16 protein-coding genes and 4 pseudogenes are annotated in these 21,644 nt (G+C 34.3%); 17 read left to right on the top strand and 3 right to left on the bottom strand.

Annotation, left to right across the window (positions count from 1 at the left end; all coding sequences use genetic code 11):
* Positions 1-384 precede the first annotated feature (384 nt).
* The 14 genes and pseudogenes from ACTFWY_RS16975 to ACTFWY_RS16910 all read left to right on the top strand — a co-directional run bounded on the left by ACTFWY_RS16975 (position 385) and on the right by ACTFWY_RS16910 (position 16,741).
* Positions 385-1,410, top strand: a complete 1,026-nt coding sequence (locus tag ACTFWY_RS16975; RefSeq protein WP_002338088.1) for a LacI family DNA-binding transcriptional regulator — start codon at positions 385-387, stop codon at positions 1,408-1,410.
* Between the two features lie 136 nt (positions 1,411-1,546).
* Complete coding sequence (locus ACTFWY_RS16970; RefSeq protein ID WP_016853349.1) at positions 1,547-2,812, top strand: extracellular solute-binding protein; 1,266 nt, start codon at positions 1,547-1,549, stop codon at positions 2,810-2,812.
* Positions 2,813-2,948: 136 nt separating this feature from the next.
* A pseudogene (locus ACTFWY_RS16965) lies at positions 2,949-3,791 on the top strand (carbohydrate ABC transporter permease).
* Positions 3,792-3,806: 15 nt separating this feature from the next.
* Positions 3,807-4,631 (top strand): carbohydrate ABC transporter permease, encoded by an 825-nt coding sequence (locus ACTFWY_RS16960; RefSeq protein ID WP_060815325.1) that lies wholly within the window; start codon positions 3,807-3,809, stop codon positions 4,629-4,631.
* A 31-nt stretch (positions 4,632-4,662) separates the two neighbouring features.
* Positions 4,663-5,973: an alpha-glucosidase/alpha-galactosidase gene (locus ACTFWY_RS16955; RefSeq protein WP_439927303.1), complete on the top strand. Its 1,311-nt coding sequence runs from the start codon at positions 4,663-4,665 to the stop codon at positions 5,971-5,973.
* A gap of 148 nt (positions 5,974-6,121) precedes the next feature.
* Positions 6,122-7,381 (top strand): extracellular solute-binding protein, encoded by a 1,260-nt coding sequence (locus tag ACTFWY_RS16950; protein WP_029486207.1) that lies wholly within the window; start codon positions 6,122-6,124, stop codon positions 7,379-7,381.
* 9 nt (positions 7,382-7,390) lie between these two features.
* Positions 7,391-8,263, top strand: coding sequence for a carbohydrate ABC transporter permease (locus tag ACTFWY_RS16945; protein WP_002290370.1), 873 nt, complete (start codon positions 7,391-7,393; stop codon positions 8,261-8,263).
* 11 nt (positions 8,264-8,274) lie between these two features.
* The gene (locus ACTFWY_RS16940) at positions 8,275-9,105 is read left to right on the top strand and encodes a carbohydrate ABC transporter permease (RefSeq protein WP_002343071.1); all 831 of its coding nucleotides are present in this window, start codon (positions 8,275-8,277) and stop codon (positions 9,103-9,105) included.
* Positions 9,106-9,144: 39 nt separating this feature from the next.
* Positions 9,145-11,328, top strand: coding sequence for an alpha-galactosidase (locus ACTFWY_RS16935; RefSeq protein WP_002343072.1), 2,184 nt, complete (start codon positions 9,145-9,147; stop codon positions 11,326-11,328).
* 60 nt (positions 11,329-11,388) lie between these two features.
* Positions 11,389-12,609, top strand: a complete 1,221-nt coding sequence (locus ACTFWY_RS16930; RefSeq protein ID WP_439927300.1) for an alpha-amylase family glycosyl hydrolase — start codon at positions 11,389-11,391, stop codon at positions 12,607-12,609.
* Positions 12,606-14,066: a sucrose phosphorylase gene (gene gtfA, locus ACTFWY_RS16925; protein WP_060815324.1), complete on the top strand. Its 1,461-nt coding sequence runs from the start codon at positions 12,606-12,608 to the stop codon at positions 14,064-14,066. The genes ACTFWY_RS16930 and gtfA overlap by 4 nt, the downstream gene beginning before the upstream one ends.
* 76 nt (positions 14,067-14,142) lie before the next feature.
* A pseudogene (locus ACTFWY_RS16920) lies at positions 14,143-15,249 on the top strand (IS4 family transposase).
* A 321-nt stretch (positions 15,250-15,570) separates the two neighbouring features.
* Entirely contained in the window at positions 15,571-15,780 is a 210-nt protein-coding gene (locus ACTFWY_RS16915; RefSeq protein WP_002290357.1) for a DUF3173 domain-containing protein, read from the top strand.
* Between the two features lie 295 nt (positions 15,781-16,075).
* Positions 16,076-16,741: a tyrosine-type recombinase/integrase gene (locus ACTFWY_RS16910; protein ID WP_082709581.1), complete on the top strand. Its 666-nt coding sequence runs from the start codon at positions 16,076-16,078 to the stop codon at positions 16,739-16,741.
* A gap of 283 nt (positions 16,742-17,024) precedes the next feature.
* Here the strand turns inward: ACTFWY_RS16910 and xerS are convergent, their stop codons facing one another.
* A complete protein-coding gene (gene xerS, locus ACTFWY_RS16905; protein ID WP_060815321.1) occupies positions 17,025-18,110 on the bottom strand; it encodes a tyrosine recombinase XerS in 1,086 nt (361 codons plus the stop codon).
* Between the two features lie 333 nt (positions 18,111-18,443).
* Here xerS and ACTFWY_RS16900 point away from each other — a divergent pair, with 333 nt between their 5' ends.
* Positions 18,444-18,677: an addiction module antitoxin gene (locus tag ACTFWY_RS16900; protein ID WP_002297441.1), complete on the top strand. Its 234-nt coding sequence runs from the start codon at positions 18,444-18,446 to the stop codon at positions 18,675-18,677.
* Positions 18,674-19,081: a type II toxin-antitoxin system death-on-curing family toxin gene (locus ACTFWY_RS16895; RefSeq protein ID WP_002329899.1), complete on the top strand. Its 408-nt coding sequence runs from the start codon at positions 18,674-18,676 to the stop codon at positions 19,079-19,081. The genes ACTFWY_RS16900 and ACTFWY_RS16895 overlap by 4 nt, the downstream gene beginning before the upstream one ends.
* Positions 19,082-19,531: 450 nt before the next feature.
* On the opposite strand, the pseudogene ACTFWY_RS16890 reads toward ACTFWY_RS16895, so the two are convergent.
* A pseudogene (locus tag ACTFWY_RS16890) lies at positions 19,532-19,753 on the bottom strand (hypothetical protein); the annotation flags it as partial.
* A gap of 75 nt (positions 19,754-19,828) precedes the next feature.
* Here ACTFWY_RS16890 and ACTFWY_RS16885 point away from each other — a divergent pair.
* Positions 19,829-20,991 (top strand): IS3 family transposase gene (locus tag ACTFWY_RS16885; protein WP_311810124.1). Its coding sequence is split into 2 segments (ribosomal slippage): positions 19,829-20,105 and positions 20,105-20,991, totalling 1,164 coding nucleotides; the frame shifts between segments, so codons are not numbered across the junction.
* 129 nt (positions 20,992-21,120) lie between these two features.
* Here the strand turns inward: ACTFWY_RS16885 and ACTFWY_RS16880 are convergent.
* A pseudogene (locus ACTFWY_RS16880) lies at positions 21,121-21,411 on the bottom strand (hypothetical protein); the annotation flags it as partial.
* Between the last annotated feature and the right edge of the window lie 233 nt (positions 21,412-21,644).

The raw sequence follows: 21,644 nt of genomic DNA, 5'->3' as shown, positions 1-21,644 counted from the left end.
CATCCTGCTGAAATTGCTTTCCTTTAAAATGATTCATCGTCATTCCTCCTGCTATCTTTTTCTATTATTCTACCTTATTTGATAGTAGATTTAAAACTTTGCAACAGAACCCTCGAGACTCTGTTCACAAAATCAAATAAAAAAGCTCTGTGAAATAAGTATAGTTAACAATAAAATATCCGAACGATAGAGAGAATGAACTGTGATCTAGCAGTTCCTCGTCGCAAATTCACTAGAATTAGCATTATTTACTCTAAATTGTTCGGATATTTTTTCTTGTTTTTAATTATGATTACAGTGCCTATTTTTAACGAAATTTGCTTATTTTCAAAATGTATGATTATATTTTAGTAAACACTTTCAAATATGAAAAGAGGAGCTATTATGGTAGGAATTAGGGATGTTGCAAAACGGGCGGGTGTGTCCATTGCAACAGTATCGCGCGTGCTAAATGAGGATCCGACACTTTCAGTAACCGATGAAACCAAACGAAAGATTGCAGAATCGGTTAATTTTTATCATTATGTCAAAAAAAGTCCCGTTGCAAAAAATTTAACAAATATTGCATTAATAACGACAGTTTCTGAAGTAGATGAGTTGGAAGATCCCTATTTTCGAACGATTCGCAGAGGGATTCAAGTCGAAGCAGAACAAAGCAAAGTCAATTTGAAGAAAATTATTCGTTTGTCAGAAACACCGTTGGAGCAAGACGATTTGCTAAAATGTCAAGGTGTGTTGATTATTGGGCAGGTGCTATCTTCTGTGATTGAAGAAGTATCAGCAATTAATTCGAATGTCGTAGTGATTGATGACCCTAGTATTGAAGCTGAAGTAGATGCAGTTTATACTGATTTAACAAAAGCAACGAATCAGCATTTAGATCGATTGTATAAAAAAGGACACCGAAACATTGCGTTTATCGGAGGAGGACGTGTTCGTTTAGATAGCCAAGGAAATAAACACGTGTCAGATGATGATTATCGAAAAATAGCCTATGAGACGTGGATGAAACAAAAAGGATTAGAAAAATATAGTCAAATTTATTTAGAAGGCTGGACCACACTTGACGGAATGCAGGCAGCAGATTTACTTTTGAAAAAACATGCTAAAGATAAGTTGCCGACTGCTATCATGGTAGGAAATGATCCTATTGCTGTGGGGGTTTATCGTTCACTTCAAAAAAATGGTCTACATATTCCAGAAGATATTTCGATTGTGAGTTTTGATAATATTGAAGTTGCTGAATTTTTAACACCTGCATTAAATACGGTGAATGTGAATACAGAAGAAATTGGAAAACTAGCAGTTCGCATGGTTAATGAACGAATAAAAGAAGTTAGAAATGTTTCGATCAAAGTGATTGTTTCTAATAATATTATTGTTAGAGAAAGTGAAAAAAATATCGATTAAAAAGTAAACATCCAAAAAAGGGTGTTTACTTTTTTGTTTACTAATATTTTTAGTAAAAAATCTCGACAAAACATTAAGTAAACAGTTATGGTGTTGTTAACAAAAAGAAAACGCATTCAAAACAGGAGGAATTAAGATGAAACATTTCAAAAAAATAGCTTTAACAGGGATAGCTGTTTTAACTGGGACATTACTCGCAGCATGTGGTGGGGGAGATAGTAATTCTAAAGACGGGCAAGTAACTTTAAGCTATGCGAGTTGGGATACTGACCAAGCTCCAGGACTAAGAAAAATGTTAGATGAATTTGAAAAACAAAATCCTGATATCAAAGTAGAAATGGAGACAACGCCTTGGGATCAATATTGGGTTAAATTAGAAGCTGCAACAACGGGAGGTAATATGCCAGATGTAGTAACCATGCACTCTAGCGAATCCTATAAATATATGTCACAGAATGCTTTGATGGGACTTGATGATGTTATCAAAGAAAATGATATTGACATGGGAAACTTTACTGAAGGAATTGCTGATTTCTATACGCTTGAAGACGAACTATACGCAATCCCTAAAGATGCTTCTGTAGTGGGGCTATGGTACAACAAAGAATTATTTGATAATGCAGGTGTCGATTATCCAGATGAAACATGGACATGGGAAACACTCAGACAAGCTGCAATTGATTTAACAGATGAATCAAAAGGCATCTATGGTTTTGCATCACATATTGGAACAGAGACTGGCTACTGGCCATTTATTTATCAAAATGGGGGAGAAGTATTTGCCGATGACAATACAAAATCAGGTTTGAATACCCCAGAAGCACAAGAAGCTTTAGCTTTTTATCGAGATATTGCACTTGTTGATCATGCTTCACCAACAATTACAGAATTACAAGATCCTGATAAGTTAAGTCGTTTTCAATCAGGTAGATTAGCAATGATGATTGAAGGAAACTGGTTTGCACCGGGATTTTTGAAAAATGACTATCTAGTTGAAAATGTTGCTTCTGCCGTGTTACCTAAGGGAAAAGTTAATGCAACAATTACAAATGGACTTGGTTGGGCTGCCAGTGCGAATACAAAATACCCAGAAGAAGTGAAAAAACTAATGGCATTTTTAGCTAGTGAGGACGCCAATAAAATCCAAGCGGAAACGGGGGCATCAATCCCAGCACTAAAAGGCTTTGAAGACGAGTGGGCTGCTTCTTCAGATACAATTGATTTGAGTGCTTTTGGAAAAATGTTGGAGTATGGAGTCCCTCGTCCATACAATAAAGATGGATTACGAGCTGAACAAGCAGAAGTTCAAATTATTAACCGTATTCTGTCTGGTGAAGTAACTGTTGAAGATGGAACCGCTCAAATTGAAAAAGAAGTCAATGCGATATTGAGCGGAAATTAAATTAGTTAATTATACAATATACAGGCGAAAGGATTCTATTTCGTCTGTATATTAATGGATGAATACCAAAAAGGGGGATATTATGAAAAATCGAATTTTTGGAAAATATCGTAAAGATCAAGTGATATGAGGCTATATTTTTATTTTTCCAACGGCATTAGGATTAATTTTATTAAATATATGGCCAGCAATTCAAACAGCAATTTTAAGTTTTCAAAAAACGGTAGGGTTCGGTGATACTGAATGGGTCGGATTAAGAAATTACCAAAAAATGTTTGCAGACGGTGAAGTTTTTCAGTCTTTATTAAACACATTAATTTATGCAGTGGTTTCGATACCTAGTATTGTTGTATTATCCTTGTTGGTGGCAGTTTTAATGAATAGAAAAGTTAAAGGATTGTCGATTTATCGGACAATTTATTTTCTACCAGTCGTTGCTGCACCATCCGCAGTCGCAATGATTTGGCGCTGGATGTTCAATAATGATTATGGACTGATTAATAACATGTTGGCTAAAATAGGTCTCGATGGACCAGCATGGTTAACGGATCCATCGATTGCGATTTATTCTATTATCATTGTAGGAGTTTGGAGTGCTATTGGTTATAACATGGTGTTATTACTAGCCGGCTTATAAGAAATTCCTAAAGATTATTATGAAGCAGCGGAAATTGATGGTGCTAGTCCAATCCAGCAGTTTTTCAACATTACGTTACCATTAGTTACACCAACATTATTTTTTGTAGTTGTAACAACAGTTATCAATGCTTTCCAAGTATTTGATGTTATTTTTATGATGATTACTCCTAATAGTACCGCCATGTTTAAATCACAATCATTAGCCTATTTATTCTATAAACATTCATTTATTTTAAATGACAAGGGATATGGTTCGGCAATCGTTATGTTCCTTTTAGTGATTATATTAATTATTACTGCAATTCAAATGAAGTTGCAGAAAAAGTGGGTAAACTATTAAGGAGGCTATCAAATTATGAAAAATAAATTTTTTTCAAATGCGCCAATCCATATCATGCTTATTTTAGGTGGTATTGCAATGGCATTACCTTTTATTTGGATGATTTTAACTTCAGGGAAAACGTTGGTTGAATCTACCCAAATTCCACCTACAATTTTCCCTGAGAAATTTCAGCTAAGTAACTATCAACAAGTACTTGATTTATTACCATTCATGGCTTTTTATATCAATACATTTTTAATGGTTGTTGGACGAGTGATTGGCTCGGTTTTATTTTCAGCAATGGCTGCATATGCTTGTGCGCGTCTAAGTTTTCCAGGGGAAAATATCTTTTTCAGCTTAGTACTTATTCAAATGATGATTCCCGGTTCCATTTTTATTACTCCACAGTATTTATTAGCACAAAAATTGGGTATTTTAAATACAATTCCAGCATTAATATTACCAGGGGTAGTTAGTGCGTTTGGTACGTTTTTATTAAGACAATTTTTCTTAGGTTTACCTGATGAATTGGAGGAAGCGGCCTATTTAGAAGGTGCCAATATTTGGACGATCTTTTTCAAAATTATGTTGCCGCTTGCTAAATCAGGATTGGTTGCACTTGGAATATTCACAGCGTTGTTTGCATTTAAAGATTTAATGTGGCCATTGATTGTCAATACTTCAATTGATAAGATGCCTTTAGCTCCGGGATTAGCAAACTTACAAGGACAATATGCCACGAACTTCCCACAATTAATGGCAGGTTCGTTATTAGCAATTTGGCCAATAGTTGTGATATTCATCGTTTTCCAAAGAAAATTCATTGAAGGAATTGCTACAACAGGTGGTAAATTATAAAACTATTAATTAGTGATTGGAGAGTAAGTACATGACAAAAATTACATTTATTGGTGCAGGAAGTACTATTTTTGCAAAAAACGTATTAGGCGATGCGATGTTAACTCCAAGTCTACAAAATGCACATATTGCATTGTACGATATTGATGAAAAACGACTAAAAGAATCAAATTTAATGCTTAAAAATATTAATAAAAATTCGAATGAAAATCGTGCTGATATTGTTTCTTATTATGATCGCAAAGAAGCGTTAAGAGAGGCTGATTTTGTTATCAATGCTATTCAAGTGGGTGGTTATAAACCTTCAACAGTGATTGATTTTGATATTCCTAAAAAATATGGGTTGCGACAAACTATTGGTGACACCATGGGGATTGGTGGGATTTTTAGAACCCTACGGACACTACCAGTAATGTTAGACTTTGCTAAAGAAATGGAAGAAGTTTGTCCAAATGCTTGGTTATTGAACTATACAAATCCGATGGCGATGTTAACCATGGGTGTTTTAAAAGCGACGAGTATTAAGACTGTTGGTTTATGTCATAGCGTTCAAGTATGCGTACCAGAATTGTTTGAGCATTTAGGAATAGCCGATCAATATGACTTAAATGACTTTCAATGGAAAATTGCAGGCATTAATCATATGGCATTCTTGTTGGAAATTACAAAAAATGGGGAAGATTTCTATCCAACAATTCGTCAGTTAGCTGCAGAAAAACCAAATCCACATCCAGATTCTGTACGTTTTGAATTGTTGAAACGTTTTGGTTACTATATTACAGAATCAAGTGAACACAATGCAGAATACCATCCATACTTTATTAAATCAAAATACCCAGAATTGATTGACGAATTAGGGATTCCGTTGGATGAATACTTACGTCGTTGTGAACAACAAATTAATGATTGGGAAAGCATGCGAGAGGACATTGTAAATAATGGGGAGTTAACACATACGAGAAGCCGTGAATATGCTTCATATATCATGGATTCTATTACGACAGGAACTCCGTCAGTGATTGCAGGAAATGTCTTAAATAAAGGCTTAATCACAAACTTACCGACAGATGTTTGTGTGGAAGTACCTTGTTTAGTCGATAAAAATGGCGTGCAACCAACCTATGTCGGTGAATTGCCAACACAATTAGCTGCTTTAAATCGGACGAATATCAATGTTCAAGAACTGACAGTAGAAGCCGCTTTAACACTAGATAAATCAAAAATTTATCAAGCAGCGTATTTAGATCCACATCTATCATCTGAATTGTCTTTAACAGATATCAAAAATTTAGTGGATGATTTAATCGAAGCACATGGGGACTATTTACCTGAATATAATTAAAAAGAAGCTGAAAGAGTAAGGAATTTTCAATTCCTTACTCTTTTCTTAGTTAAATTTAGTAAAAATATTGACAAAACACTTAGTAAACAGTTACATTAGTGTTAACAAAAAAGAAAACGCATTCAAATTGTATAAGGAGGAGCATAAAATGAAGTGGTCTAAAAAAATCATTTTAACTTGTATAGCACTAGGAGCAACGATCTCTTTGACTGCTTGTGGAAAAAATCAGGAAGATGCAAGCGGTAAGGTAGAAATAGAGTTTTTTAATCAAAAAAAAGAAATGACTCAAACGATTCAGGAGATTGCTAAAGATTTTGAAGCAAAAAACCCTGATATTCATGTAAAAGTTGTGGATGTACCGAATGCTGGTGAAGTAATTAAAACACGTATGCTTGCAGGCGATGTACCAGATGTCATTAATCTTTATCCTCAAAGTATAGAATTGAAAGAATGGGCGAAAGCTGGTTATTTAGAGGACTTAACCGAAGAACCGTATTTAGAGAATATCAAAAATGGATATGCACAACGTTTTGCTATTGAGGATCGTGTATATAGCATACCATTAACCGCTAATGTCTATGGTTTTTACTATAACAAAACTGCTTTTGAGGAAATGGGAATTCAAGCACCAGAAACTTGGGCAGAATTTGAAAAAATAGTAGCTGAGATTAAAGATCAAAACAAAGTACCGTTTGCGATTGCAGGAGCAGAAGGCTGGACTTTAAATGGTTATCACCAACTAGCTTTAGCGACTGCTGCTGGTGGTGAAGAGGAAGCGAACAATGTTTGGCGTTTCTCAGAAGTTAATGGAATTAATGCTGAAAGCAAAGAAATGCAAAAAGATTTTAATCGATTAGATTTGTTAAGAGAACCAAAAGCTTTGCAAAACAACTGGCAAGGTGCCGGTTATAACGATACAGTAGTTACTTTTACAAAAGGTGATGCGTTGATTATGCCGAATGGTTCATGGGCAATGCCGATGATTCATTCACAAAATCCAGATTTTGAAGTAGGAACTTTTCCTTTTCCAGCAGATGAAGCAGGTCAAAGTCTAACGATTGGCGCAGGAGACCTAGCCTTATCAGTTTCTGCAACTTCTCAACATAAAGAAGAAGCCAAACGTTTTGTAGAATATATGACAACACCTGAAGCGATGCAGAAATATTATGATGTAGATGGTGCACCGTGTGCTGTTGAGGGCGTTATCGAGAATACTCAGGATTCACCATTAAGTGGTTTAACTGAACTTGCTTTTACTGATCGTCATTTAGTTTGGTTAGCCAAAGATTGGAATAGTGAAAATGATTTTTATACCTTAACAACAAATTATTTACACAATGGCAATCAAAAAGCCATGATTAACGCATTAAATGCTTTCTTTAATCCAATGAAAGCTGACGGAAGGTAGGATAATAAAATGAAAATAAAAGAAATTTTAAATCGTTACTGGGCAATCATTTTTGTAGCAATTCCAATTATTTTGCAGATGATTTTTTTCTACTTTCCAATGGTTCAAGGTGCTTTTTACAGTTTAACTAATTGGACTGGTCTGACTTATAATTTTGATTTTGTGGGTTTGAACAATTATAAGATTCTTTTTTCTGATCCGAAGTTTATCAAATCGATTGGCTTCACTTTAATTGTGACGCTTTGCATGATTGCTGGACAAATTGGTTTTGGTATTTTGATTGCGCGGGCGTTGAACGCAAATATTAAAGGGAAAACATTCTTTAGAGCATGGTTCTTTTTTCCAGCGGTCTTATCGGGCGTGGTTGTTTCTTTAGTATTTAAACAAATTTTTAACTATGGTTTACCAAAAATTGGTAGTATGTTAGGCATTGAATTTTTACAAACCAGTCTTTTAGGAACAACATGGGGAGCGATTTTTGCAGTAATTTTTGTTTTACTTTGGCAAGGAATTGCCATGCCAGTCATCATTTTCTTAGCGGGTTTTCAAAGTATTCCACAAGAAATTATTGAAGCTGCTAGAATGGATGGGGCGAATGATAAGCAAATTTTTTGGAATATTGAAATCACCTACTTATTACCAAGTATTTCAATGGTATTTATTATGGCATTAAAAGGTGGCTTAACAGCATTTGATCAAATTTTTGCTTTAACTGGTGGTGGACCAAGCGATGCCACAACATCTTTGGGGTTACTTGTTTATAATTATGCTTTTAAAAACAATCAGTTTGGTTATGCGAATGCTATTGCTTTAGTCTTATTTATCTTAATTGGGATTGTTTCACTGGCACAATTAAAATTATCGAAAAAATTTGAAATCTAGGAGGTTTCCCAATGAAAACATCAAAAGAAAAAAATATTTCTAAATACTTGCTTTTATTATTAGGGGGCTTCATGATTTTAGTTCCCTTAGTTTCAACGCTATTCGGTTCATTTAAAACAACACCCGATATTATGAATAATTTCTTTCGTTTTCCTAATCCAGCGACTTTGGAAAATTTCCGAAGATTGTTAGCGGATGGAATTGGTCATTACTTTTGGAATTCGGCAATCATCACAATCATTGCAGTAGTTGCTGTGACAGCAATTATTCCTATGGCTGCTTATTCACTAGCAAGAAAAATGACTCGTGGGAAAGCATACGGATTGATGTATTTATTTTTAATTTTAGGAATTTTTGTTCCTTTCCAAGTAATTATGATTCCGATTACCGTTATGATGAGTAAAATTGGTTTAGCAAATATGTGGGGATTAATCTTACTCTATCTCACTTATGCCGTACCACAGACACTATTTTTATATGTTGGTTTTATTAAACTAAATGTGCCTATCAGTCTGGATGAGGCTGCTGAAATTGATGGGGCTAGTCACTTTACAACTTATTTCAAAATTGTTTTCCCAATGTTAAAACCAATGCATGCGACGACTATTATTCTTAATGCTCTATGGTTTTGGAATGATTTCATGCTACCATTATTAATTTTAAATCGTGAGTCTAATATGTGGACACTACCATTGTTTCAATATAATTATACGGGACAATATTTTAACGACTATGGTCCAAGTTTTGCTTCCTATACAGTAGGAATTGTCACGATTACACTAGTTTATCTTGCTTTCCAAAGAAGTATTATAGCTGGAATGAGCAATGGAGCAGTGAAATAACCAATAAATTATTCTCATTATAAAGGAGTTCATAAACTTATGATTATATTTGACAATCACACACAAACATTTCATTTACAAAATAAAAAAATTAGCTATCTATTAGGAATCGAAGAAAATAATTATTTAACGCATCTTTATTTTGGAAAAAAGATTACGCACTATTCTGGTGGGTATCGCTACCCCCGAACAGATCGTTCCTTCTCACCCAACAATGCAAATGCACAAGATCGTTTATTATCTTTAGATACATTACCATTAGAATTTCCAGGATATGGACATGGTGATTTTAGAGAACCGGCGCATAATATTAAATTAGGAAACGGTAGTCGTGTAAATGATTTTCGTTATGATAGCTACGAAATTCAAAAAGGAAAGCCCAGCTTAGCGGGATTGCCAGCCTTATATACGGAAGATGATGATGAAGCTGAAACGCTGATTATTCAATTGAAAGACGCGATTAGTGGATTGACTTTACAGTTGTTCTACACAATTTATCAAAATCACAGTGTAATTATTCGTTCTACGCAATTAGTAAATAATAGTGATGAAACAGTGGAGATTAACCGCTTAGCTAGTCAATCAATTGATTTTTCAAATCGTCCACTCGAGTTAATTCATTTAAATGGTACCTGGGCAAGAGAACGTCAAATGACTAGAGAAAAAATTCATACAGGGATAAAAGTATTAGATAGTAAACGCGGATCAAGCAGCCATCAACAAAATCCGTTTGTTGCTTTAGTAGATGCCAAAACAGATGAATTTCAAGGAGAGGCATATGGATTTAATTTAGTTTATAGCGGTAATCACGAAACGGTGATTCAAAAAGATCCATTTGACCAAACACGGGTCATTATGGGAATTAACTCATTTAATTTTGGTTGGCAACTAAAAACTGGCGACTCATTTCAAACGCCAGAAGTCGTGATGGTTTATAGTAATGAAGGTCTGAATACGTTATCACAGACGTATCATGAATTGTATAATCACCGTTTAATTCGTGGAAACTATCGTTTACAAGAACGTCCCACGTTAATCAACAACTGGGAAGCAACGTATTTTGATTTTAACGAAGAAAAAATCATGAATATTGTCGATGATGCGAAGAACTTGGGCATTGAAATGTTTGTTTTAGATGATGGTTGGTTTGGCGGTCGTGAAAATGACTTCACTTCATTAGGTGATTGGGTTGAAACAGAAGGCAAACTTGCTTGTGGTTTGGAAAATTTAGCCAAGCAAGTGCATGATAACGGGATGAAATTTGGGATTTGGTTTGAACCGGAAATGATTTCTGAAGATAGTGAACTATTTCGAGCACATCCAGATTGGGCATTGGGTATTCCAGGTCGTGACCGCTCAATTAGTCGAAATCAATATGTTCTTGATTTTTCAAGACAAGATGTTCGTGATAATATCTATCAACAAATGACGGCGATTTTTGATCGTGTACCGATTGATTATGTGAAGTGGGATATGAATCGAAATATGACAGAAGTCTATTCTGTCTTGTTGGACTCAACGATGCAAGGTGAAGTGGCTCATCGTTATATGTTAGGGTTATATGAATTTTTAGAAAAGTTAACAACGAATTATCCAACTATTTTATTTGAAAGTTGTTCGGGTGGAGGCGGTCGTTTTGATGCAGGTTTCTTGTATTACATGCCACAAACTTGGACGAGCGACAATACCGATGCCGTGGCTCGTCTGAAAATTCAATATGGAACCAGCTTAGTGTATCCAATTTCAAGTATGGGTGCGCATGTTTCAGCAGTCCCAAATCATCAAACAGGAAGAGAAACGAGTTTAACTATTCGTGGCAATGCTGCGATGGCTGGTGTTTTTGGTTATGAGCTAGATCTAACGCAATTAACTTCTGAAGAAAAAGCAGAAATTAAAGAACAAGTTGCCTTTTATAAAAAGCATCGCCAACTTTTGCAATATGGAACTTTTTATCGCTTGGAAAGTCCGTTTGAAGGCAATGATACTGCATGGATGTTTGTCTCAAAAGACCAAACAGAAGCCATGGTCTTTTATTTCCGAGTATTAGCAGAAGCTGCGCATCCATTAGTCACATTGAAATTAGCAGGATTAGCAGAAGAAGCAACTTATCAAATGGAAGATGTAACATTTGCTGGCGATGAATTGATGAATCTCGGTTTTTATATTGACTCAGAACTACATGGTGATTATGCGACACAACGCTTTTATTTGAAACAGATATAGTAGCTTGAATTTACAATATAAGTGCAACACCAAAAGAGACTCATTCCAAACGAAGAAAATATGTTTTATTTACACGCATTTACTAAAAAGCAGCCTGATTTGAATTGGGAAAATGAAGAAGTACGTGAAGAAATCTATGCAATGATTAACTATTGGTTAGATAAAGGACTAGGCGGATTTAGAATCGATGCGATATTAAACATCAAAAAAAAACTAGAGTATGGCATCTTTGAATCTGATGGAGAAGATGGGTTAGCCTTCATTGGGCCCTGGATTCTTAATCAGTCGGGCATTGAAGTGTGGTTAAAAGAAATGAGAGAGCGGACATTTAAACCACATAATAGTATGACGGTAGCAGAAGCCGATGTTCCTAATGAACGTTTAGATGAATATATTGGTGAAGATGGCTATTATTCGATGGTTTTTGATTTTAGTTATACGGATATTGATGTACCTGAAACTGGTGAATGGTTTAAAGATAGACAATGGACATGGACGGATATGCGTACCAATATTTTTACGAATCAATTAGTTACGCAAGATAAAGGTTGGGGCGCCTTATATTTAGAAAACCACGATCAACCACGTTCAATTAATAAATATATTCCAGAAGAATGGATCAATGATTATAGTAAAAAAATGTTGGCGACGCTTTTTATGTTACTAAGAGGTACCCCTTTTATTTATCAAGGACAAGAACTAGGAATGACCAACATAGAAATGGCATCATTAGAAGATTTTGATGATGTAGCTACGCATTCTCAGTATAAACGGGCATTAGAATATGGATTGGCACCAGAGCAAGCATTGAAAGCTGTCAATAAACGAAGTCGGGATAATTCTCGCACACCTATGCAATGGAATACGCAAAAAAATGCCAGATTCTTAACTTCTGATAATGTATGGTTAAAAGTAAATCCTAATTATCCAGAACTCAATGCAGAAGCTCAGTTAACCAATCAACAGTCGGTATTCAATTATTATCATCAATTAATTAAATTAAGAAAAAATAGTGTATACAAAGACGTGCTAATCTACGGACAATTTCTACCAGTGAAAGATAAAAATGAACATATTTTGCTTTATGAACGCCAATTAGAAGATAAAATCGTATTAGTTATCTTAAACGTTACAGCAACAGAACAAGAATATTATGTAGATGAACAGTACCAACAAGTATTAATCAATAATTATGAAGATGTTTTATTAGATCAAAGTCGAAAATTGCGTTTACGACCGTTTGAAAGTATTGTATTAGCTAATTATGGAGGACAATTATGAAAATTAAAAACGAAGCAATGCTCATCACCTATGCAGATAGTTTAGGAAAAAACATGGGCGAATTAAAACAAGTCTTAGACAAACATTTACAAGGTGTTATTGGTGGTGTACATCTGTTGCCTTTTTTTCCATCGACAGGTGATCGAGGCTTTGCGCCGAGTGATTATACGACAGTTGATCCAGCTCTTGGAACATGGGAAGATGTGGAAGCATTAGGTGAAGATTATTATTTGATGTTTGATTTTATGATTAATCACATTTCTCGTGAATCAAAATTTTTCCAAGATTTCAAAAAAAACCATGAGCAGTCACCATACAAAGAAATGTTTATCCGTATTCATGAATTTTTCCCAGAAAATCGACCAACACAAGAAGATATTAATTTAATCTACAAGCGTAAAGACAAAGCGCCGTTTCAAACGGTAGAATTTGCGGATGGTACGACAGAAGAGGTTTGGAATACCTTTGGGGAAGAACAAATTGATTTAGATGTGACCAAAGAAGTTGTGAAAGAATTTATTCGAGAAACCATCAAAGATATGGCGAACCATGGCTGTTCTTTAATTCGATTAGATGCGTTTGCTTATGCGATTAAAAAATTAGATACCAATGATTTCTTCGTGGAACCAGATATTTGGGAACTTTTAGACGAAGTGCGTCAAGAAGCAGCGAAATATGACGTCGAATTATTACCAGAAATCCATGAGCATTATTCCATTCAAATGAAAATTGCCAATCATGATTATTATATCTATGACTTCGCCTTGCCAATGGTCACTCTGTATTCACTTTATAGTGGAAAATCAGAACGTTTAGCCAATTGGTTGAAAATGAGTCCGATGAAGCAGTTTACAACATTGGATACGCATGATGGAATTGGTGTTGTGGACGCTCGTGATTTATTAACAGATGAAGAATTGGATTACACCTCTGAGGAATTGTATAAAGTCGGGGCGAATGTGAAGAAGGTCTATTCAAGTGCCAATTACAATAATTTAGATATTTATCAAATTAACAGCACCTATTATAGTGCATTAGGCGATAATGACCGTAGCTATCTGTTAGCACGTGCGATTCAAGTATTTGCGCCAGGGATTCCACAAATTTATTACGTTGGGTTATTAGCAGGAAAAAATGATATTGAACTGTTGGAAGCAACGAAAGAAGGGCGTAATATTAATCGTCATTACTATGATTTAGCCGAAATTGAAGAAGAAGTGCAACGGCCAGTGATTCAACAATTATTTGCACTTTTAAAATTTAGAAATGAATCTGCGGCGTTTGATTTGGATGGAACGATTGAAGTAGCAACGCCATCAGAATCAGAAATAGTGATTACACGTAAAAATAAAAACGGTAGTGATAGTGCAACATTAACGGCTAACTTGGATACGAAAGAATTTATCATTGAGTCTAAAGATATAAAAATTTTCACTAGTGTTGCATTAAAATTTTAACCTATTCCATAGAACAAAAAATCCTTTATACTAGCACTTGGATGACTTATCCAAGACCAATAAAAAGGACTCATACATGGATAAGTATAAAACAAATACAACATTTAATAAATGGTTTTCTGCCATAAAATTAGGAAAACTTTCTGTCAACTCCCAAAAATGTATTTTTGATTACAATTCGTATCGTAAAAAACTGTCTTTTGAAGCTGTGCTCAAGCTCTTTCTCTACGCAGTTAATGAAGAAAAAGAAAGTTTGCGTGATTTGAGTACAGCTCTTATCGACCGATCGCTCCAACTAGAAACCGATGTGTCATCGATTAGTCATACCCAATTGTCTCGAGCATTTAATGCACTTGAACCTAAAGTGTTAGAAGAAATTTTTCAACAACTGTTAGAAAAAGTTCAACATCAAATCAAACCAACCAAGCGAAATCATCTGTATCTGATTGATTCCAGTACGTTTTCGCTTAGTTTAAAACGTCATAAGTGGGCGACTTTCCGTCAAACAAAATCAGGTGTCAAGTTACACTTAAACTATTGTTATATGGACGATACCACGATGTATCCAACTGATTTTACCTTAACAAATGCCCATGAACATGATCTCAATCAACTACCAGTATTGGTGAATCAACCAGAGGCAACTTACGTGTTTGATCGTGGGTATTAGGACTTTGAAAAGATGGATCAGATGCATTGGGATGGCTATTTCTTCGTCACTCGGATTAAAAAAAACACCAAAGTTCACGTGATAGATACTCTGGAAACATCGCCAGAAACAGAAATTCTACGAGACGAGCTGGTTCGTTTAGGATCTAAAACCTATCTAACCGCCAATTTCCGACTAGTCACTGTTCAAGATAAGAACGGACGTGTGTTTCAATTTATCACCAATCGAATGGACGTCTCTTCAAAAGAAATCTCTGATATGTATCACGCTCGTTGGCAAATCGAATTGTTTTTCAAGCACATCAAACAACACATGACCATTAAAACCTTCTTTTCTCAAAGTGAAAAAGGCGTGCAGAATCAATTGATTTTAACGATGATTTCCGCTCTCCTCACGTTTCTCATCAAATTGGAGACGAAAACGGAAAAATCAGTGTTCCAAATCAAACGATTCTTTCGTTATTTACTGTTTCAGCCTTTTGAATGTTGGGTAGAAAAATTAATTCCCACATGAGAAAAAAGAAATTTAGCTCGTTACTTTTGGTTTTCAGTTGAATAACAGATAAAAAATTTTCTGGAAAAAGTCATCCTCTGCGTCAGCACAGCTTTTTTTGACTTATTTTCAGAGGAAATAGTTTTCAGAATATTCTAAAATGTTTTATGCAACACTAGTGATATTTTTTAGAATTAGATTTCTAATGTGCATTTTTTGAGTATTAAGGAGCAAGTATACAAAGATTTATAAAGCTGATTAAATTTGAATAAAAATATGCAGGAACGCTACTATTTTTAGTAGTGTTCTTTTTTATATTTGAATAAAAAATGTGGTGGTTAAATGGTGGTTATAACAAAAAATGAATTAATGAAATTAGGTTATGGGAAGTATCAGTCTGAGAGAATCATACGACAGGCAAAAGCAATTATGGTTTCAAAAAGCTATACCTATTACGAAAATAGAAGATTAGGACTAGTACCTGTTGAATCTGTAGAAGAAGTTTTAGGTATGAAGATAGAGGTAGAGGAGGATTTTCAGAATCATGGTTAATTTTAAAAAAGATAAAAATGGGAAATATCATTTTACTGCTAGTTTGGGATTCGACAAACGAACAGGGAAAAGAGTACAAAAAAACGTAGAGGGGTTAAAACAGTTAAAGAAGAAAAAAAGCGTATACCGAACTTGTTTCTAATTATGGAAAAGAAGCAGAAACTTCTCAAAGTACTATGTTGTTTGAGGAGTTTTTTTATAAATTATTCCTACCTTATTATCAAGGGAAAGTAGAAGAAAGAACATATAAAAATCGGTTATCTACAATCAAAAAAACTTTTCTTATTTCTTTAAAATGGAGTTAAGAGAAATACGTCCAATTGACATTCAAAAGTGGCAAAATAATTTATTGAGCAAATATAAAAATTCTTATGTAAGAAACATGTATGGGATTTTTCAGATGTCATTAGATCGAGCAGTTGTTTTGGGACTACTTGAAAAAAATCCTGCAAAAGTTATTGGAAATGTGAAGAAAAGGAAAACTACAGTTGATTTTTGGACAAAAGAAGAATTTACAAAAGTTATTTCAACTTTTTATATTGATGATTTGTACCAACATTTTGGTTTTATTTGTATGTGGTTACTTTTTATGACCGTTATGCGTTTGGGAGAAGCCATTGCATTAACTTGGAAAGATATTGATTTTGAAAATAAAAACTTGCGTGTGAATAAAACACTCTATTATAAGAGAGCCAAAACCTATGAGTTTGTAGAACCCGAAACGGCTTCTAGTATTCGTACAATCGAACTAGACGACAATACAATTACCTTTTTAAAAGCTTGGAAGGAGCGTCAAGTTTCAATAGGAGGCATGTCGTTTGTACTTTCTTATAATGGAACACCTACTCAGAAATATACAATCCGTCATATTATGAGAAGACATGCAACGATCGTTGGTGTTCATATAATCCGCATACACGGATTAAGGCATAGTCATGCTTCTTTGCTTATATCACAATAAAAAGATGCACTTCGAATTAAAGAAAGGTTAAAACATGCTGATGTACAAACGACTTTAGGAACTTATGGTCATTTGTATCTAAATTCATTGAGAGAGATAACAAATGATCCCACAGATTATATCCAAACTAATTTTTCTAAAATCAAACCGACACCTATTTACGATAATAAAAAATAAATGATAAACAAAAGTAGGATCACACCAAAAGAAACACACTAGAAAAACTATAATACAGGCTTTTCTAGCGTGTTGTTTCTTATTTCCGCCTATTTATACATTATACTCATAAAGCATTTAATGCATCGATCGTAGCCGCATTGTCTATATGGGTATATAAAGTTGTTGTATTGGTACTTGAATGTCCAAATTGTTGGGCAGTTAATACCAATGAATTTGTCTGTTGGTAGAGTCTAGTAGCTAATGTATGACGCAGTTTGTGAGGGCTGACTTGAATTCTAAAGCCTTTTGAATATTTTGCTACCATCCGTTCGATTGCAATACCGGATATACGCTTGGCTTCTCCTTGGTAAATTGCTAGAAATAAAGCTTTTTCGTTTTCTGTTACTTTATATCGTTCTTTCCGAATAGCTAGATAATTAGCTAAATATTCCATTGCGAATGCTGCTATATTGACAGCATCTCTTTTATTTCCTTTTCTAGTTACTACCACATTATTCTTATCTAAAGATAGGTCATCTAAATTAATATTTATAACCTCGGAGAGTCTCAATCCAGATCCTAAAATCAGTGCATTGATCGCCAGGTCTCTTTCTACATCTCGTTGATAATAGATCAAAGCTCGTTTACTCAAAGTATTTTTATATTCATTGGCAATATAATCTAGATAATTTTGTGTATCCTTATCTAGAAATAATTTTTTCTCAATGGCATTGGCACGTGCAGCTAACGTAGTTTTATCTGTGATGGTTGCTACTTGATCCATAGGATTATTGTCTAAGTATGGTTTTCCTAGAGGATTATTGGAACTTTTCGAAAGATATTTAAATAGAACCTTTAATGCCGTGATATTTCTATTGATAGTAGAAGTAGATAGACCTAAGTTATTATTATCTTTGAGCTTAGTTTTTGTTGTCTCTTTTTTTACATTTTCTTTTGTGCGACGTTTCAAATGAGATTTGTACAAGTTTAGGTCATAGGCAGTTAACTGTCTTATCGAGGTGATAGAAGTATCAGGAACTATAGACTCACTCAGAAGCCATTCATAAAAGAGCTTATAATTTTTTAGATATTCTAAAGTGGTTCGAGGTGATTGATCTTTATCCTCACGATCTTGAACAAAATCTTTTATATAATCGGGCATATGAAGTATGATTGTATCTATTTTTTGATATATTTCTGTATTTTTCATGTCATTCATCCTTTCAATAAGTAGGGGAGAAGAGTATCTCTATAATTGGACTATACCAATTATAGAATGTTTTGTCAATTGGTATGCTCTAAAATTTATTAATTTGTTTCAAAAAAAGCATATAAATAGGTATACGTTTAATAATTTAAAATAAATGGTATACATAAATAGGGAAGGAAATAGAAGGGAGCAATCTAAATTTTTTGAATTTTCTTAATTAATTATATAGAAAGAACAATCTTTCTATAGAGTTAGACATGAGAGGGACTATGCTTGATTTAAAATCAACAAGCGTATATACTGTATATACAAAGAAAAAGGAGGGAGAAGACTATGGCAATTAAAGAAAGAAAATTTAGGGAAGTGGGGAACTCAGTAGTATTAACTATTTCAAAGGAGTTTCTTAAAGAAAATGGGTTAAATCCCGGAGATACGGTTTTTTTAGATGAAGAAAAACTTCGAGCGGCAATTACAAAAAAACAAGCCTTATCTGATGAAATTGATGTAGCAATATCTCAAGCATTAACTGAATATGATACTACTTTTAGAGAGCTTGTCGATAAATGAGTATTCATTACCTAGAAGCCAAAGATATTATAAAAATGAATGTAATCCAAATAAAAAAATACTCTCCTAATGAACCCCTTGGTGTAAAGGATGCGAATGCTTTAGAAATGTGTGTAGGGCAACTTCGAGCCTCAGCTTTTGGTGAAGAGGTTTATCCTTCGATTTATGAAAAAGCAGCTATCCTACTTATACAATTGATAAAGAAACATCCTTTTCACAATGCAAATAAACGTACTGCTTTCTTAGCTACTTTTGTCTTTTTGAAAATCAATGGACAGCTTTTAGCTATTGATCAAAAAGATGCTGTAAATTTAGCGGTATATATTGCTACGTATGATAAGGATTTCGATCAACTAAAATATGAAGTGATCAACACTATAAAGACACATACGCAGCCCATTTAAGGAGTTACTGTGTGTGTCTTTATAGTGTTATTAGCTGCTATAGCGAAATAATTGAAGTAAATTACAAATAGCTATAATTCAAATCCAAGTATATAGAAAACGTAAATTTTCTATATACTTGGATATGCTGGAATGTTTAAGAGAATAATTACATTTCTAGAAAATACAATAAAAATTACAGGATAATTAGCCATATCCTACCTCCTCTAGCAGTTGCTCAAAAGTTAGCACTAAGTAACTTCTTTTTTGTTGCTGGTAACAATTTATCAATACTAAAATAGCTTTTAAGTATCTAATAAATACTAATTTTAAAGCTCTTAATTATTATGAAACACGATATAACAATATTGCTATATCGTGCTATTGTAATATTATACATTTGAAGACAGCGTATTCTTGTTCTAATATCAGGAATTTTTTATAAATATCAGTCATATTAAGACTCAAAATTTATTGGTATGTTCCTCTGTATAGAGTTTGACCGTCTACCATTATATAGCAATTATTATCATTGTTGTCTTGCACCAATATACCGTTAAGGGTAGCACTAGGAGTAGTAACAATCACTGGAAACTCATGAGAAAGCTCGGTCATTTTTCCTGTTCTGCTAGAATCGTGTTCTATTGTCAAGCCATTTACTATAAACGTGAATACTTTACTTCCTATTGTTATTGGATAGGCTACAATTAACTAGACAGAAAAATTAAGGTGTGTAGACTAGAAGAAAACATACCAGGAGGAATTTTTATGTCTAAGAGAACACGAAGAACTTTTTCACAAGAATTCAAGCAACAAATCGTCAATCTTTACTTAGCTGGAAAGCCACGTGTAGAAATCATTCGAGAATATGAACTAACGGCTTCAGCATTTGACAAATGGGTAAAGCAATCTAAAACGAGTGGTTCATTCAAAGAAAAAGATAATCTTACGCCTGAACAAAAAGAATTGTTAGAACTACGTAAAAGAAACCAGCAATTAGAAATGGAAAATGATATTTTAAAGCAAGCAGCGCTGATATTCGGACGAAGAGACAAGTAATCGATGCGAATAAGCATCTTTACCCTATATCAGCGATGTGCAGAATATTAGGTCTATCACGTCAGTCCTATTATTATCAATCAAAACCAAAGAAAGATGAATCAGAACTTGAAGAAGTAGTCGCTGAAGAATTTATCCGCAGCCGAAAGGCCTACGGCTCAAGAAAAATAAAAAAAGCCTTATCAAAACGAGGCATTCAGATCAGCCGACGAAAAATTAGTACAATCATGAAAAATAGAGGATTAAAATCGAGCTATACTGTTGCTTATTTTAAAGTACATCATTCTACTTGCAATGAAGCCAAAACGACAAACGTATTGAATCGTAAATTCTTAAGAGACAACCCATTAGAAGCGATCGTAACAGACTTGACTTATGTACGAGTCGGGAAAAAATGGAATTATGTCTGTTTCATTTTGGATCTGTTCAATCGAGAAATTCTCGGCTATTCTTGTGGAGAACATAAAGATGCCGTTCTAGTAAAAAAAGCATTTAGCCGTATCAAACAACCTCTGACAGAGGTTGAGATTTTTCATACTGATCGTGGAAAAGAGTTTGATAACCAAGCTATTGATGAATTATTAACAACTTTTGACATCAATCGATCATTAAGTCATAAAGGCTGTCCTTTTGATAATGCCGTAGCTGAATCAACTTATAAGTCGTTGAAAGTAGAATTTGTCTATCAATACACATTTGAAACCTTACAACAATTGGATTTGGAGTTATTTGACTATGTCAATTGGTGGAACCACCTTCGGTTGCACGGTACACTTGGCTACGAGACACCGGTTGGTTACCGTAACCAGAGATTGGCGCAGCGAATCCTTGATAATGAGCTCGGATGTGCTAACGCTAGCGAGGCAGTCTAACTTTAACTGTTAGCTCCTGCCGAAGATCGTCACATCCGAGGAGGCTCATTGTCAAGGACAATCGGAATAGCATACGGAAAGAAGTTCTGCACCTTATAAAATTTGTCAAAAAAACTGTTGCCATTCCATTATAGTAGCTTTTTGAGAAACAGTTTCTGTAGCTGGAGCTGTGCTTCTTTCCGAATTTGTTAGGGTTTCACTGGATTCATTGCTATAAACAATTGTAGAGGATTCTACGGCTTCTTGAGTGTCCACGTTGGTGCTGCTAGCTTCATCTAGCTTCCTTTTGTATTGTTCGTTACTGATTGCTAAGCTTTCCCGTTGGTCATCAAGCTTATTCATTTCTGTAATGGTATAAAATAATCCTCCTGCTAGTGCTATATTAACAACTAAACTAACCGCAAATAATACCTTTTTCATTCTTCCTTCTCTTCTTTCTCTTTTTGTAATTCCTTACTTTTGGCTCAAAAAGTCACTTATTAAGTTTATACCAACCGAAGCTAAATATTTGTATATAACTATACATGTTATATACTTTAGCTGGTTCTGTTGCAAAGTTTTAAATCTACTATCAAATAAGGTAGAATAATAGAAAAAGATAGCAGGAGGAATGACGATGAATCATTTTAAAGGAAAGCAATTTCAGCAGGATG

Source organism: Enterococcus sp. 125944 (assembly GCF_051909435.1).
Taxonomy (GTDB): Bacteria; Bacillota; Bacilli; order Lactobacillales; family Enterococcaceae; genus Enterococcus_D; species Enterococcus_D gallinarum.
The sequence above is the reverse complement of the archived record's forward strand: the minus strand, read 5'-3'. Positions and strand labels throughout refer to the sequence as shown.

What these genes read in the sequence shown, in the direction of transcription:
- ACTFWY_RS16975 (WP_002338088.1), top strand. Translation starts at nt 385, where the DNA reads ATGGTAGGAATTAGGGATGTTGCAAAACGGGCGGGTGTGTCCATTGCA.
- ACTFWY_RS16970 (WP_016853349.1), top strand. Translation starts at nt 1,547, where the DNA reads ATGAAACATTTCAAAAAAATAGCTTTAACAGGGATAGCTGTTTTAACT.
- ACTFWY_RS16960 (WP_060815325.1), top strand. Translation starts at nt 3,807, where the DNA reads ATGAAAAATAAATTTTTTTCAAATGCGCCAATCCATATCATGCTTATT.
- ACTFWY_RS16955 (WP_439927303.1), top strand. Translation starts at nt 4,663, where the DNA reads ATGACAAAAATTACATTTATTGGTGCAGGAAGTACTATTTTTGCAAAA.
- ACTFWY_RS16950 (WP_029486207.1), top strand. Translation starts at nt 6,122, where the DNA reads ATGAAGTGGTCTAAAAAAATCATTTTAACTTGTATAGCACTAGGAGCA.
- ACTFWY_RS16945 (WP_002290370.1), top strand. Translation starts at nt 7,391, where the DNA reads ATGAAAATAAAAGAAATTTTAAATCGTTACTGGGCAATCATTTTTGTA.
- ACTFWY_RS16940 (WP_002343071.1), top strand. Translation starts at nt 8,275, where the DNA reads ATGAAAACATCAAAAGAAAAAAATATTTCTAAATACTTGCTTTTATTA.
- ACTFWY_RS16935 (WP_002343072.1), top strand. Translation starts at nt 9,145, where the DNA reads ATGATTATATTTGACAATCACACACAAACATTTCATTTACAAAATAAA.
- ACTFWY_RS16930 (WP_439927300.1), top strand. Translation starts at nt 11,389, where the DNA reads ATGTTTTATTTACACGCATTTACTAAAAAGCAGCCTGATTTGAATTGG.
- gtfA (WP_060815324.1), top strand. Translation starts at nt 12,606, where the DNA reads ATGAAAATTAAAAACGAAGCAATGCTCATCACCTATGCAGATAGTTTA.
- ACTFWY_RS16915 (WP_002290357.1), top strand. Translation starts at nt 15,571, where the DNA reads ATGGTGGTTATAACAAAAAATGAATTAATGAAATTAGGTTATGGGAAG.
- ACTFWY_RS16910 (WP_082709581.1), top strand. Translation starts at nt 16,076, where the DNA reads ATGGAGTTAAGAGAAATACGTCCAATTGACATTCAAAAGTGGCAAAAT.
- xerS (WP_060815321.1), bottom strand. Translation starts at nt 18,110, where the DNA reads ATGAAAAATACAGAAATATATCAAAAAATAGATACAATCATACTTCAT.
- ACTFWY_RS16900 (WP_002297441.1), top strand. Translation starts at nt 18,444, where the DNA reads ATGGCAATTAAAGAAAGAAAATTTAGGGAAGTGGGGAACTCAGTAGTA.
- ACTFWY_RS16895 (WP_002329899.1), top strand. Translation starts at nt 18,674, where the DNA reads ATGAGTATTCATTACCTAGAAGCCAAAGATATTATAAAAATGAATGTA.